General features: G+C 58.7%; 12 protein-coding genes. 6 read left to right on the forward strand and 6 right to left on the reverse strand.

The annotated features are described in order from the left end of the window. Positions 1–144: 144 nt before the first annotated feature. The 3 genes from JHL21_RS06910 to JHL21_RS06920 all read left to right on the forward strand — a co-directional run bounded on the left by JHL21_RS06910 (position 145) and on the right by JHL21_RS06920 (position 3,563). Positions 145–813 carry a response regulator transcription factor gene (locus JHL21_RS06910; RefSeq protein WP_199531726.1) on the forward strand — a complete coding sequence of 223 codons (669 nt, stop codon included), beginning with the start codon at positions 145–147 and terminating at the stop codon, positions 811–813. Further along, a complete protein-coding gene (locus tag JHL21_RS06915) occupies positions 810–3,269 on the forward strand; it encodes an extracellular solute-binding protein (protein WP_210338864.1) in 2,460 nt (819 codons plus the stop codon). Before JHL21_RS06910 ends, JHL21_RS06915 begins: the two co-directional genes overlap by 4 nt. Positions 3,270–3,392: 123 nt before the next feature. Next, complete coding sequence (locus JHL21_RS06920; protein WP_169194732.1) at positions 3,393–3,563, forward strand: hypothetical protein; 171 nt, start codon at positions 3,393–3,395, stop codon at positions 3,561–3,563. Positions 3,564–3,627: 64 nt separating this feature from the next. Here JHL21_RS06920 and JHL21_RS06925 read toward each other — a convergent pair whose 3' ends face one another. The 6 genes from JHL21_RS06925 to JHL21_RS06950 all read right to left on the reverse strand — a co-directional run bounded on the left by JHL21_RS06925 (position 3,628) and on the right by JHL21_RS06950 (position 8,961). Continuing rightward, positions 3,628–5,175 (reverse strand): tripartite tricarboxylate transporter permease, encoded by a 1,548-nt coding sequence (locus JHL21_RS06925; RefSeq protein ID WP_182395099.1) that lies wholly within the window; start codon positions 5,173–5,175, stop codon positions 3,628–3,630. Further along, a complete protein-coding gene (locus JHL21_RS06930) occupies positions 5,175–5,675 on the reverse strand; it encodes a tripartite tricarboxylate transporter TctB family protein (RefSeq protein WP_169194730.1) in 501 nt (166 codons plus the stop codon). The genes JHL21_RS06925 and JHL21_RS06930 overlap by 1 nt, the downstream gene beginning before the upstream one ends. Then, entirely contained in the window at positions 5,672–6,616 is a 945-nt protein-coding gene (locus tag JHL21_RS06935; RefSeq protein ID WP_200212674.1) for a tripartite tricarboxylate transporter substrate binding protein, read from the reverse strand. Before JHL21_RS06935 ends, JHL21_RS06930 begins: the two co-directional genes overlap by 4 nt. A 192-nt stretch (positions 6,617–6,808) precedes the next feature. Next, positions 6,809–7,801 carry an acryloyl-CoA reductase gene (locus JHL21_RS06940; RefSeq protein ID WP_200212675.1) on the reverse strand — a complete coding sequence of 331 codons (993 nt, stop codon included), beginning with the start codon at positions 7,799–7,801 and terminating at the stop codon, positions 6,809–6,811. 72 nt (positions 7,802–7,873) lie between these two features. Further along, positions 7,874–8,362 carry a group III truncated hemoglobin gene (locus tag JHL21_RS06945; RefSeq protein ID WP_199531723.1) on the reverse strand — a complete coding sequence of 163 codons (489 nt, stop codon included), beginning with the start codon at positions 8,360–8,362 and terminating at the stop codon, positions 7,874–7,876. Beyond that, on the reverse strand, positions 8,359–8,961 hold the full coding sequence (locus JHL21_RS06950) for a metalloregulator ArsR/SmtB family transcription factor (RefSeq protein WP_200212676.1): 603 nt from the start codon (positions 8,959–8,961) through the stop codon (positions 8,359–8,361). Before JHL21_RS06950 ends, JHL21_RS06945 begins: the two co-directional genes overlap by 4 nt. A 239-nt stretch (positions 8,962–9,200) precedes the next feature. Between JHL21_RS06950 and JHL21_RS06955 the strand changes: the two genes are divergently transcribed. From JHL21_RS06955 to JHL21_RS06965, 3 genes are all read left to right on the forward strand, one after another. Then, a complete protein-coding gene (locus JHL21_RS06955; protein ID WP_210338865.1) occupies positions 9,201–9,770 on the forward strand; it encodes a flavin reductase family protein in 570 nt (189 codons plus the stop codon). Positions 9,771–9,831: 61 nt separating this feature from the next. After that, positions 9,832–10,110, forward strand: a complete 279-nt coding sequence (locus tag JHL21_RS06960) for a hypothetical protein (RefSeq protein WP_169194724.1) — start codon at positions 9,832–9,834, stop codon at positions 10,108–10,110. A 315-nt stretch (positions 10,111–10,425) separates the two neighbouring features. Further along, on the forward strand, positions 10,426–15,063 hold the full coding sequence (locus JHL21_RS06965; protein WP_200212679.1) for an NAD-glutamate dehydrogenase: 4,638 nt from the start codon (positions 10,426–10,428) through the stop codon (positions 15,061–15,063). Positions 15,064–15,099 lie beyond the last annotated feature (36 nt).

Genomic DNA, 15,099 nt, shown 5'->3' on the forward strand with positions numbered 1-15,099 from the left:
CCCGGCTGGCGCGGCATTATTTTCGCGGCGGACTCGAGTTTTTTACAGAACGAGTAGGGCCGCATATAGTCTTGAAAAACAACTCGCTACCCCACGCCAAAGCACAGGAAATGAGCTAGTATACATGCAGGGAGACTCTGGCGCATGCGTATACTGCTGGTGGAAGATAACGAGGACCTTGGGGAAGCTATCGAACAGCGCCTACGCAATGCGGGCCATTCGGTGGAATGGGTCAAGGACGGAGCGGACGTGGTGGCCACGGCCGAGAGCGATGCTTTCGATGTGGTCGCACTGGATTTGATGCTACCCAATAAGGACGGCATTACCGTGATCGCAGAACTGCGGAAGCGGCGGTTTAGCGCGCCAGTATTGGTCATGACCGCACGGTCTGAGATCGACGACAAGGTCTCGATCCTTGACCTTGGGGCGGATGATTACATCGTCAAACCCTTCGATTTGCGAGAGCTGGAAGCGCGTTTGAGGGCCTTGCTGCGTCGCTCTGGCGGGCAAACCTCAAGCCTGGTGGAAGTGGGCAATCTCACCCTTGATGTGGCGGGCATGCATGCACTGATCGGCGGCACGCCGGTGGAATTAGGGCGCCGTGAGTTTCGCTTGCTGGAAATTTTGATCGTCAACATTGGTAAGGTGGTGGCGAAAGAACGGCTGATGAACCAGCTGTTCAGCTTCGATGAAGGCGTATCCATCAACGCGCTGGAGTTGCACATTTCGCGCCTGCGCAAGAAGCTGGCGGAAGCGTGTATCGAAATCGGCACTGTCCGCGGCGTTGGCTATATCGCGCGAGTTGTATCTTGAGCACAGACTTGCCTGCACGACGTTTTTCGATCCGCAAGCGCATCTTCATTCTGGCGATATGCCTCTTATTGGTGTCGTCGCTGAGCCTGATCGTCTTCATTCGGGACTATTCCGAACGCGCAGCGGACCGCGCCTTTGATCGGCTTCTGGCGGCCTCTGCACTGACAATCGCGGGCGCGGTTCAGGTGGAGAATGACGATGTTATCGTCGAACTGCCGTTCGCGGCTTTTGCCATGTTCTCCGGTCAGGATCGGGTATTCTACGCTGTAGAGGACCCCGATGGGCGCACCGTGACGGGCTATGACGATCTCGCCCAGTTCATGCGCGAGACGACAGAGGCCGTGCCCCTGTTTCATGACGTTTCCTATCGCGGCGAGTTGGTGCGTGTCGCCAGTGTGGGGCGGTTGATTTCGACCCCAACGGACACGGGTTGGGTGACAATCCATGTGGCAGAGACCCAGCGACAGCGAGAAGCCTTGGCGGCGGAAATTCTCTCCAATGCCGTGCTGCCGGTGGTGGCGCTGACGGTCCTCGCAATCGGTCTCGTTTGGTTCGGCATTTCGCGCATGTTTGCGCCACTGACCCAGCTGGAACACAATTTGCGCGCGCGTCGTCCGGAGGATTTGGATCCGGTGGATGTGCCTGTGCCGGTGGAAGTCGATCATCTGGTGGTGGCGCTGAACGGGTTTATGGCCCGTCTGCGCAATGCCATGGAACGTGTGTCGGGCCTTGTGGCGGAAGCGGCACATGAAGTGCGCACGCCTCTCGCCTCCATCCGCGCCCAAGCAGAGGTGGCGCTGGAAGAACAAGACCCGAAAAAGCTTCGACAGCGCGTCGCACGTATTCACGGTAGTGCGGTGCAGGCCAGCCAATTGGTCAATCAGCTGCTGATGGAAGCGACCGTTTCCCATCGGCTGGATAATCATGAGGGCAGCACAACGTCGATTGCTGCTCTCGTCGACGAAGTGGTGACCCGATTGGATGAAAAGCAGAGCGCGCGTGTGGGCGTGAGCATTTCCCCTGCCGCTGCGCTCGCGACGATACCGGGCGACCGCGTGGCATTGCGCGAGATGCTGCGCAATGTGGTCGATAATGCACTGACCTATTCCGATGGGCCCATCGACATCGCCGTAACCAACTCAGAGAGCGATGTCGTCTTGCGCGTGCTTGATCGCGGACCGGGGCTGGAAGCGCATGAGAAGAACGAAGTGATGGGCCGCTTTAAGCGGGGTAAAGCCAGTGCGGGCAAGGTCGGATCGGGGCTCGGATTGTCCATCGTCGCGCGCGTGGTCGAAGCGCATAAGGGGCAGCTGACACTGAAAGATCGCGCTGAGGGTGGATTGAACGTCGAGATGAAGTTTCCCGTGCCAAAGAACCATTTGACGCAATGGACTTGGGTTGTCGGCGTCGCTTTAGCAGTCAGCCTCATCCCCATGGTGTCGCCATTGGCGGCGTCGACCCGGTATCCTGCACTCGATGAAACCAGCCCTACGGTTCTGACCATTGTAGGGGTAACCGATACCCCGCTCTTTGCGCATTTTATAGAACGGTTCCAGCAGCTGCATCCGCAGGTCGAGGTGCATTATGAGGAAATGGCATCCCTGCCCCTCTATGAGGCATTCCTCGATGGTACGATCATTGAAGGTACCGACCTCATCATCAGCTCGGCTTCCGACTTGCAAGTCAAGCTGGCCAATGACGGTTATGCGCTGGCCTATGACAGCCCCTATCTCGGCGCGCTGCCGGATTGGGCGCATTGGCGCAATGAGGTTTTCGGGTTCACGTTTGAGCCCGCGGTGACGATCTATAATCCCGATTTGGTCGCTGCAGAGGAAGTGCCACGCACCCATCTCACTCTGGCAGAACTGCTCGAAGCGCAGGCGGAGAGATTCTCCGGGCGCATCTCGACATATGACATCGCCCTATCAGGCGTAGGTTATTTGTTGGCTGCGCAGGACCAGATGATTTCATCGACCTTCTGGCGATTAGCGACCGCTTTTGGGCGGGTAGGCGCGGAGTTTTCAGGATCGAGCCCGGCCATCTTGAATGGCGTTGCTGAGGGACGCCTGGCGCTGGGGTTCAATGTCCTGGGGTCCTATGCCTTTGCTCGCAAAGCGGAGGGCGCCAATATCGAAATCGTGGTGCCGGACGATTACGTGTTGGTGCTGACACGCTCGATGTTCATCCCGCAGACGGCGGACCACACCGATCTCGCCAAAGCGTTTGTCGACTTCGCGCTGTCGCCCGACGGGCAAGCTGTGGCAGCGGGCCCCACCGCGCTTGGCTCGGTTATTCCCAATACGGACGGCGAATGGTCGAGCGAGACGATTGCCGCGCTCGGGCGCGGCGTGATCCAGCCTATTCCGCTGGGACCGGGGCTGCTCGTTTCGCTCGATACGTTGCGGCGCCAAAGGTTTTTGGAAACCTGGCAGGAGATCGTATCGCCAAAGAACTAAGCAAGGCCAGGCGCTCAGTGCATGGCTGTTTTGAGCAAAGGCCCGGTACTCTTGGGCGGAAAGCAACCTATCTTAAGGGATGCAACGTCCCGTGACTGTCACGGGCCCAGAAAGGATAGACCGATGAGCACCGCCCGCAAGAACAAGTTCTTTGCGACCCTCGACACCTTTGTGACCGTATTCGGCAGCGCTGCTGCAGTTTCGGCAGCTGTTGAAGGCGGACGCGCACCGAAGGCTAAGCATCTCAACGCATTGGGCATTGACCCAGCGCAGTTCGAGAGCATCCGCCGCTAAGGCTCGATAGCCTTTCCTCGCAGAAGAATTAAGCCCGGCTGATCACTCAGCCGGGCTTTTGTTTTTAGTCTTCGTCGCTGGCGAGGCTGCCGAGCACTTGCCCCTTGCCTTTGAGGCGGAAGTACATCGGCACCGCCACCGCGATAAAGGCCGCCACATAGAGCACGATGGCGATTGGCGAGGCGAAGAGATAGCCAATGTCGCCCTGGCTGATCGCCAGCGCCCGGCGCAATTGCTGCTCTGCCATCGGGCCGAGAATAAGCCCGACCACCACAGGCGCGATTGGATAGCCAAAGCGGCGCAGGATGTAACCCAAGACGCCAAAGACCAAGAGCAGTACCAGCTCGAACGAGATGCGAACTGGGCCAATACCCATGGACATAGCGCCATTGGCACCGAGTGTGCCCAGTGTCGCGAACACTAGAATGCCGCCGTAGAGCCACGGCTTTGGCACGGTGAGCAGCTTCACCCAGAGACCAATCAGCGGCAGGTTGAGAACCAGCAGCATGAAGTTGGCGACCAGAAGCGAAGCAATCAACGCCCAGACGAGGCTGGAGTTGTTGGTGAAGAGTAGCGGGCCCGGCTGCAGACCGAACTGCTGGAAGCCCGCCAACATAATCGCAGCGGTTGCTGTGGTCGGCAGGCCGAGCGTCAGCAGCGGTACGAGCGTGCCCGCGGCGGAGGCATTGTTGGCAGCTTCCGGGCCGGCAACACCTTCGATGGCGCCATGGCCGAACTCTTCCGGCTTTTTGGCAAAGGACTTTTCGGTGCTGTAGGAGAGGAAGCTCGCGACGTCCGCGCCACCCGCAGGCATGGCCCCGATTGGAAAACCGATGGCCGTACCGCGCAACCACGGCATCCACGAGCGTTTCCAATCCTCAATGGTCATCCACACAGAGCCTTTGACGGCCATCACCTGAGCGTTGACCTGATCGCGATCCGATGCGGTTTTGAGAGTTTCCCCGATTGCAAAGAGCGCAACCGCGAGGGTGGTGACCTCGATGCCGTCGAGCAAATCCATGACACCAAAGGCGAGACGGGTCTGACCCGATTGAAGATCGATGCCAATCAGGCCCAGGCCGAGACCAATGAACAGCGCGGTTAGTCCGCGCAGCGCACTATCGCCAAAGGCGGCCGAGACGGTGACGAAGGCCAGAACCATGAGTGCGAAATAGTCGGCAGGGCCAAAGGCGAGCGCGAATTTTACGACGAATGGGGCGATGAAGGCTAAGCCAAGGGTTGCCAAGAGACCGGCGACGAACGAGCCAATCGCGGCCGTGGCGAGAGCAGGACCACCCCTGCCCTTGCGTGCCATTTTGTTCCCTTCCAGCGCGGTGACGATGGACGCACTCTCGCCGGGGGTATTGAGCAGGATGGAAGTGGTGGAGCCGCCATACATGCCGCCATAGTAAATGCCCGCAAACATGATCAGCGAACCTGCTGGATCAAGCTTGTAGGTGACGGGCAAAAGCAGCGCGACGGTGAGCGCCGGGCCGATGCCGGGCAGAACACCAACGGCCGTGCCGAGGGTTACGCCGATGAGCGCGTAGATCAGGTTTTGCACCTGCATCGCGGCCATAAGGCCTTGGGCGAGAAGTTCGAATGTGTTCATCAGACGAAACTCCCCGTGGTTAGAAACCGCTCAAGCACGCCCATGGGAAGCGAGAGTTGCAGCCCCTTGGCGAAGATGAACCAGACGACAAAGGCAAAAACGATGCCGATAGGGATGGTTTGCCAAAGCGGACCGCGGCCGAATGCTTTTGCCGTAAAGGCAAAAAGAAGACCTGTAGCGATCGAGAAACCAGCCGTTGAGAGCAGGAGTATCTGTGCGACGAGACCGCCAACCACCCAAAGGATCGGCCCGATGTCGTCTTTACTGCGTTCTGGGAAACCATTTCGTGCAGCGGAGATAAATGTCCCCACGGAGAGAAGCGCCAACCCGGTCGCGATGACATAGGGGAATACGTGCGGACCCATTTTTTGCTGAATGGGCGGTATGCGCATCTGGCTGGTTTGCCAGAAGATCACAGCAGAAATGATGGCGAGGATGACGCCGATAATAAGCGCCGCCCCATCGGGGCGACGCGTCGGCTGTGGTGAGCCGTTGATCATTGGACGAGGCCAATGTCTTTCAGAATGGCTTCGGTGGCAGAAATATCTGCTTCGAGCTGAGCGGTGAAAGCATCGCCATCGAGATAGGTGTCGACCCAACCGCGGCTTTCAAGGGCGGCCTTCCATGTTGCGGATTCGGCCATCTTCTTGATGTCGGCAGTGATAGTAGCCTTCTGCTCATCGGTGATGCCGGGTGCAGCTGCAACCATGCGCCAGTTCTGAACAGCGGTATCAACGCCGGCTTCCTGAAGGGTTGGCGCATCAAAGCCTGGAACGCGGGTGTCGGTCGACACGGCCAGGAGGCGGAGATCGCCGGTTGCGATTTGCGACGCAAATTCGCTGATACCGGAAACGCCAACAGTCACCTGATTGCCGAGGATAGCAGCGAGCGCTTCGCCACCGCCGGAATAGGCAATGTAGTTTACTTGGGTCGGATCAACGCCAACGGCCTTGGCGATGAGACCTGCAGTGATGTGGTCAGCGCCACCAGCAGAACCACCAGCCCAAGACACGCCGCCTGGGTTTTCCTTGAGCTTAGCGACGAGGCCGTCCATGTCCTGAATGTCGGACGCGCCTGGAACGACGATACCAACGGCTTCACCAGTGAGGCGCGCAATTGGGGTCACATCAGCAAGCGTAACGGGCGATGCGTTGGTGAGGATGGCGCCAACCATCACATAGCCGCCGACGATCAGGGCATTGGCATTGCCAGATTCCTGCGTGGCGAACTGGGCAAGACCAATGGTGCCGCCTGCGCCCGGTACGTTGGTAACCTGCACGTTAGCCGAGATACCATCAGCAACGAGTGCTTCTTGCATGGTACGGGCCGTCTGGTCCCAACCACCGCCCGGCGCGGCCGGAGCGATGATAGAATAGTCAGCGGCGAATGCGGGTACGGCCATAGCGCTGGTGACCAGCGCTGCTAAAAATAGCTTGTTCATGGTTCCTCCCTAGAACAATAGCGAACGTTTTTCGTCCGTCCCTCAGCTTACGGCGCAGAGTCTGTCAGCGTCCTGTCATCCTCCCTCCCCGGCCGTAATCCGCAAACGGGGCGACCTCTTCGATCCAGATAGTTGTGGCGACAAATCGGATGCAATTGCAAGACCCGGCACTTTTGCGCGCGAGAATGGGTCCTAGAGCGATGGATTGACGACCAGCTTGCCGTGGGTTTTTCCGGCAAGGATTTGCCGCGCCTTTTCCGGCAATACCGCGAGGCCTATCTCTTCGACATTGCTGGCGTATTGGGCTTGATCAAAGATATCCCCCAAGCGCCCCCAGGCGGCCATCCGCGCCTCATAGGGCTGCATGACACTATCGATGCCGAGGATGTTTGCGCCGCGCAGCAGGAAGGGCAGCACATTGGTGTTCAGCTCAAGGCCCGCAGCATTGCCCAGGCTTGCGACAGAGCCATCATAAGCAAGCTGACGCAAGACCTTACCCAAGATATTGCCACCCACACAGTCGACAACGCCTGCCCAGCGGGCGGTTTCGAGTGGTTTGTCGGGCTCTGCCAGAAAATCGTCTCGGCTGATGATGCTCTTCGCGCCAAGCGCTTTCAGCATTGGCGTGTGTTCAGCGCGACCTGAGAGTGCGGTGACGGCATAACCCAAATTGGACAGAAGGCCGACCGCGATAGAGCCGACGCCCCCGGCAGCGCCTGTCACCAAAACATCGCCAGAAGCTCGGGTCAGGCCATGCCCCTCAAGACGATTGATGGCCAGCATGGCCGTAAGCCCGGCAGTACCGAGCACCATGGCGGCACGGGTATCGAGCTTGGTATGAAGGGGCACGAGCCAATCGGCGTTGACGCGCGCAAGTTGGGAGAAGCCGCCCCAATGGAGCTCGCCCACCCTCCAGCCGGTGAGCACAACGGCGTCTCCGGGAGCATAGCGCTCGTCCTTGCTATCGCGAACAATGCCCGAAAAATCTATGCCGGCGATGTGCGGGAAGCTGCGAACGAGACCGCCTCTACCGAGCAGGCAAAGGCCATCTTTGTAATTGAAACCGGCGAAATCAATGTCGACGACGACATCACCGGGCGGCAGTTGCGCGTCGTCGAGGGTGACAAGTTGGGAGACGAGGCCAGCCTCATCAGTCTTGCTCGTCAGCAGTGCTCGAAAACTCATGCTCGCTCTCCCTTGTGTCCACCCAGCTATGTGTGGCGCATATGGGGGCGATCCGAAAGAGGGTTTTGTGCCTTAGTCTTCTGGCCGCCAGACAGGCGAGGCTTCTCGTGGCAGTGGGGCGAGACGCGTGATGTCATCGCCGCGACGCATGAAGATATTCATGCGGAAGGAATTGCCAATACGCTCAGAGCGCTCAATGAACACGGCCGCGATATCGGGCGGACACAGCTCGGTTACGGTTTCGCGGAACAGACGGAGCCAGCGCATGAAATGGGCGTCCGACAGTTCGGGGATGCCCATATGTTTGGGCATGGGGCGACCATCGTAGCGCCCGGAGCCGAGCAGCATGGAACTCCAGAAGTCGGCGATTTTACTGAGATGGTGAGGCCATTCGTCAGCGGCGATTTTGGAATTGAACACCGGGCCAACGACATCATCCCTGCGCGCCCGGGCATAGAACTCATCCACGACAGCGCGGATCAGCTCTTCGCTGAGGCCATCGGGCGTATCCCAGCCTATGCGGTGCAGGCGCGTGCCAACGGGGCGGTCTGATTGGGTCATGATGAAATGGGCCTAATGGAGTAGGAGCAACGACGACCACCGGAGACAACGTGCTCGAGCCGCTCAACGGCAACATCGTCGCCCAATACCGATTGGAACACCGATAGTTCTGATCGGCAAAAGCCTTGGCAGGACGTCGCGGCAGCGCAAATTGGGCAATGGTTCTCGATGAGCAGGATCGATCCGTCTTCGGCCTGCGACCAAGAACTCATATAGCCTTCGGTGCTGCGGGCCTGCGCCAAGGCGTCGACGCGATCGGTGAGCGCGGTGAGGTCTGCGGTGGCGGCAGAATAGAGCTTGAGCGTATCGGCCTCGCGTTGCGCGACGATCTGGTCCAAGGCGGCTTCACCGAGGGTGGCGCGCACGATGTCGAGGATTTGAACGGTCAGTGCGGCGTGCGTATCCGGGAAATGGGACTGTGCCGCCGGTGTGAGTGACCAAATCTGGGTCGGGCGGCCCGCTTTGGAGGGGACCGGGCACGCTTCGACCAGACCGTCCGCCGCTAGGCGCAAAAGCTGCTGGCGAGCAGCCTCTCCGGTGATTCCGAGCTTATCGCCAACATCGGCAGACGACAGCTCGCCGTGCATTTTCAGGACCATCAACAGACGCTCCGACGGGCTGCGGGGCGACCACTGAGCGTCTTGACGATCAGAGCTTGACTTATCTTGCTGCACGGTTTTCAAAGGCATGACTTGGAAATACCGTTTCTGAGCTCCGTATGCAAGCGAGTAACATCTGAAACCTCGGAGCAGCGTTGATCTGCTGCCTAACGGACCGCCGATGGGCATCAGAGCATCACCTGCCAAACGCTTTACCGAACGCGAGCCGCGTAGACATTTTGACCACGAAACGACCGTCCCCGCCGATGATTGCTGAATTCGATTTGCCCGACACCATGCGGATGCGTCCGTTACGCAATTCTACGGTCGGCGAAGCAGAGTTTCGGCAGGCTATGGCGACCCTCGCCTCCAGTGTGCATGTGGTTACGGCGAGACGGGGCGATGAAATGGTTGGGCGTACGGTCACCTCGGTGATGTCGCTTTCGGCGCAGCCTCCATCCATTTTGATTTCCATCGATATTGTTAGCCGGTTGGCGGATGTGATTGCCAAAACAGGCGGTTTTTCTCTGGCGCTGCTCAGAGATGATCAAAGCGATATTGCAGACGCTTTCGCCGGCAAGCTTGCACCAGAGCGGCGCTTCGATGTGGGGCGCTGGACACGCTGGCACTCGGGCCATCCCAAACTCTTGGGCGCGGCTATGACAGTGGATTGCGAAGTGATCGGTTCAATGGAAACGGGAACGCATGTGCTGTTTGCCGGAGCGTTGATCGAGGCAGAAACCAACACAAAAGCGACACCATTGCTTTGGCATAATCGTAACTATGCCCTGCCCAAAAACAGCGGGTAACACAGGAGTGGCAACGGTTTTGCCCTCTGTCGCGTTATCTTTGGGTGATTGGAGATCGAGCGTGCCGCGTTTTTATTTCAACCTTCGCATAGACGACGAGTTGTTCCGCGATGACGTGGGCAGCGAACACAGTAATCTCGACGCCGCAGAGCAGAATGCTGCTGAGATGGGGCGAGCTATCATCGAGAGAATTGCAGGCGATCATGAACAGCTCGGCGTGCCGCGCTGTATCGAAATCACCGACGAGGATGGGCGCGATCTGCTCTACATCGTCTTCTGGCAAGGGCCAGAGATCGATACTCGAGATTTCGCAGCGCTGCCGCAGCAGACCCTACATTAGAGATCAGAAGAATGGACCGGCGTGGGTCGTGACCACGATGCCTAGGATCAGCGCGCCCGCGAGGGCTGCGTAAGAGACATAGCGTTGGAGTTGGCGCATGAGGGCCTCCGAACTTTACCCCCTAACACTACCACTCTGGTCGGCATTAACAAGCGTTTAACAATTCGTTCTCAGGCCGAATTGAGAAACAGTTTGCCCCAATGTGACATTCTGATGAAACAAGTGCCGTAGCATAATGGGCGTTTGAAACAGACGATGGAGACATATCGTCCGTTTCCGGCCTACTCTTGGCACGCGAGTCAGGGAGCAAGCGGCATGAATGACGAAGTCATTTCACGGATTCTAGAAACATCTCAGCAGTTTAATTCAGACGACAGCGGTGAAAATGACTTCCTCAAATCAGCACTCAGGACGATAGACGCTAGCGATCTTGAGCGCGCAGACAGCGCAGTATTGCTGGCAGACCTGCGGAACACTTACCAGCGTCTCCAAGAGATCGACACCACCAAGCTGAAATTGTGGGTCACCCCACCAGCAGGCGCAGGTGCGCCCCTGGTGCTCGATATTATCTCTCCAGACATGCCCTATATCGTCGATAGCGTGTTAGCGGCAGTGCGCAGCGGGGGCGGGAATGTGCGCCTGTTTGCCCATCCTATTGTCCGCCCGCAAAGCGCGGCCGAGCGGCAAGTAAGCGTTTTGCATATCCAGACTGATCCGGTGGCTGATCAATCTGCATTGATCGAAGAGATTGCGCAAACCCTGCGCGATGTGCATAGCGCCGTGACCGACCTATCGCCGATGTTGTCTGCGGTGCGTGCTGCAACGCAGGCCATACCTGAGACAATGGCAGGGGCCGCTGAGGCAAAGGCGTTTGTCGAGTGGCTGACGCATTACAATTTCATCTTTGTGGGCGTGAAAGACTTCCGCCTTGTGGGCGATGAGTTGATTGAGGCCGATGGCCCTGGTCTTGGCCTTTTCCACGAGCCTAATTTTAAGGTGGTGCGCAGCGGGGCGGACTATGTCCACTCGACGCCGGAGCTGGTTGGCTTTGCGAAAAGCGACGAGCCGATCCTTGTGACGAAAGCCAATTTGCGCAGCCGCATTCATCGGCGTGCGCATCTCGATTACATCGGCATCAAGCGCTATGGGCCGAGCGGTGAGCCAATCGGGGAGCTGCGCGTTGTCGGGCTCTATACTGCGCAGGCGCAATCAGCGGCGCATACGGACGTTCCGATTATCCGGCAAAAAATCGCCGAGGTTATGCAGCGCTCAGCGGTTGATCCGCTAGCTCACGCGGGGCGGATGCTGCTCAGCGCGCTCAATAGCTACCCACGCGATGAATTGTTTCAGGTTTCGACCGAGCAACTCACCGAGTTCGCGGAAGCTATCGCTGCGCTCTACGACCGACCACGGGTGCGCGTGTTACCGCGGGCGGATCGGTTTGATAATTTCGTGTCGATCTTGGTCTATGTGCCCCGCGATCTCTATGACGGCGATTTGCGATCACAGATCACGCAATTCCTAGCGCAGGAATACGACGGGCGCGTCTCGGCATTTTATCCGCATTTCCTCGAAAACGAGCTCGTCAGGCTGCATGTGATTATCGGGCGCAATGGTGGCCCGACGCCGCGCCCCGAGAGACAGCGTTTGGAACACGCTATCGAGGCGCTGACGCATAATTTCGGCGATCGTCTGGCCGACGCTGCGAGCGACCCGGCGCATATCAGCGATTGGCGCAATGCGTTCACCACCGCCTATCAGAGCCGCTCGAGCGTAGAGGATGCGCTTGAGGATATCGGCGTGTTCAACCGGCTGGGCGAGGACATAGCGGTACGGCTGCGGACACGGGCCGAGAACGATGGTTCGCTGGGGTTGAAGTTCTACAAAAAGGGTCAGCCTATCCCGCTGAGCGATCGTGTGCCGATGCTGGAGCACTTTGGCTTCCGCGTGATTGATGAGCGCAGCTACACCATCACCCCACGCGACGGCGAAGTGCGATATTTGCACGATATGCTGCTGGAAGTGGGAGACGATGCGCGCTCGGACATTGCGCAGGTGGCGCGGGACATCGAAGCGGGGATTTTAGCTGTTTGGCACAAGGATGCTGAAAGCGACCAACTCAATACGCTGATCACCACCACTCCCCTCACCTGGTCGCAAGTGGCGCTGCTGCGCGCCTTTTCGCGCTATTTGCGACAGGTCGGAACGCCGTTCTCACAGCGCTACATCGCGCAGGTACTGGTGACCCAGAGAGAGGCCGCCTGTGCCTTGATCGACCTGTTTGCGGCGCTTCACGATCCATCGCAGAGCGACCCGACTCGTGCTGCCGAAGACGCACGGAGCCGTTTGTCGATCCTGCGCGGCCAGACAAGTTCGCTCGACGAAGACACGATCCTCGCGCGGTTCCAAAACCTTATGGAAGCGTCGCTGCGCACCAATGCCTATCAGGCGGACCGCCCGGCGCTGGCGATCAAGTTTGAGAGCGCCAAGATTGAGGGGCTGACTGAACCGAAACCCTATCGCGAAATCTCTGTGTATTCGCCGCGCGTTGAGGGCATTCACATGCGGTTTGGCGCGATTGCGCGCGGCGGCCTCCGCTGGTCGGATCGTCCTGAGGACTATCGGACTGAAGTGCTAGGTCTAGTCAAAGCCCAGCAGGTCAAGAATGCGGTGATTGTACCCGTCGGGGCCAAGGGCGGCTTTGTGCCTAAACATCTGACGGCGGGGATGGCGCGCGAGGATTTCCTGAAAGAGGGAACCGAGAGCTACAAGATCTTCATCGGCTCGCTGTTGGATGTGACCGACAATCTGATCAAGGGCGCGGTGGTGCCACCGCAAAGTCTGGTGCGACGCGATGGTGATGATCCCTATCTCGTGGTTGCAGCGGATAAGGGGACGGCCAGCTTTTCGGACTTGGCCAACTCTATCGCGATATCGCGTGGCTTCTGGCTCGGCGATGCTTTCGCCTCAGGCGGCTCGGCCGGCTACGACCACAAGAAAATGGCGATTACAGCGCGCGGCGGTTGGGAAGCTGTGAAACGTCACTTCCGCGAAATGGGGCATGACACGCAGTCTGAGCCCTTCATCGTGGCTGGTGTTGGCGACATGAGTGGGGACGTTTTTGGCAATGGCATGATGCTGAGCGAGCATATTCGCCTGGTCGCCGCTTTTGACCACCGTGACATTTTCCTCGACCCAAACCCAGACGAAGTCACAAGCTTTGCCGAACGCAAGCGGCTCTTTGCCCTGCCCCGCTCCAGTTGGCAGGACTACGACAAGGGCCTCGTTTCCGATGGCGGTGGCGTTTATTCACGCGCGGCTAAAACGATCCCGCTGAGCCCGGCGATGCAGGAGCGGCTTGGACTGCTCAAGGCCGAAGCGACGCCTGCCGAAGTTATGCGCGCGATCCTGCGAGCACCGGTGGACCTGCTTTGGTTTGGCGGCATTGGCACCTACATGAAGGCGGCCAGTGAAGATGACGCACAGGTCGGCGACCGCGCCAATGATGGCATTCGCGTTGCGGCCGAAACGGTCCGAGCCAAGGTGGTGGGCGAAGGGGCAAACCTAGGCGTGACGCAGTTGGGCCGCATTGCATTTGCGATGGGCGGCGGGCGGATCAACACCGACGCTATCGACAATTCCGCTGGTGTGAACTCGTCTGACCTTGAGGTGAATATCAAGATCGCGCTGTCGCCCGTTGTTGCGCAAGGTGCGTTGGACGCGGAAAGCCGGGTGCAATTTCTAGCCAGCATGACCGATGAGGTGGCGCAGCTGTGTCTCGACAACAATTATCGACAGACGCTGGCGCTGACCCAATCGGAGCAAGCAGGGATTGGCGAACTTGCGGCCCACCGAGGGCTCATTGCGTTTCTTGAAGCGGAGGGGCGGCTCAACCGTCTCGTTGAGTTTTTACCCAGTGACGAGGCGCTCGATGCGCGGGCGCGCGACGGAAAAGGGCTGACGCGGCCAGAGCTGGCGGTGCTTTTGGCCTATGCCAAGCTTTCGCTGTTCGATCATTTGATTGACGGCCCTGCCCCAGACCATGCTTACCTGGCCAAAGAACTAAACCGTTATTTCCCGACCGCGCTCAATGAGCGGTTTGGCGAAGCGGTGGAAAATCATCAGCTGAAGCGTGAAGTTGTGGCGACGGTTCTCGCCAATGAGATGATCAACTTCGGCGGCCCAAGTTTTGTTTCAGACTTGAGTGCTGCGACCAGTGCCACTGCAGCTGACGCCGCATTGGCCTATATTGCCGTCCGCGACAGTTTTGGCTTGGAGGCTTTGATCGCGGCAATCGACGGGCTTGATGGTCGTGTGTCGAGCGCGGTGCAGCTCACCCTTAATGATCAGATCCGCGATTTGTTGCGGCGCGAAACACTCTGGTTCATCCGTAACACGGAGCTGTCGGGTGATTTTGCGTCAATCGTCGAAACCTATCGCCAAGGCGTCGAAACGCTTCTTGCTGAGGGGCACCTTTTGACCAGCAGCCAGCGCGACGACCTCAACGCGCAAGTATCGGCATTAACGCAGAATGGAGTGCCATCAGAGCTAGCCCAGCGGATAGCGGAGCTGCCGATTATGGCCCACGCAACCGATATTGCGCTGGTGGCGAACCGCTCAAACACAAGCATCACGAAGGCGGCGAAGGCCTATTTCAGTGTCGCTGGGCAGTTTGAGCTTTTTGGCCTTATGGCCGAGGGCAAGGCGATTGAGCTTAGCGATCCGTTTGAGCGCATGGCGCTGGATCGGGCGCAGGCAAATCTGATGCGGGCGCTGCGCGATCTGACAACAGATGCACTCGCTGCTGGTTCGTTTGAAACGCTGCTCGCGCTGCGCGGTGACAGTATGTCGAAGGCGAGCCAAGCGATTTCTCGCCTCCGCGAGAGCGCGCTGAGTGTTTCAAAACTCAGCGTCGCAGCGGGGCTACTCGCTGACCTCGCTCAAGAAGCGTAACGGCAAGCTGACAAACGGGATGGGGTCGTCAAGGGC

The organism is Devosia sp. WQ 349K1 (genome assembly GCF_016595685.1).
Classification (GTDB): Bacteria; Pseudomonadota; Alphaproteobacteria; order Rhizobiales; family Devosiaceae; genus Devosia.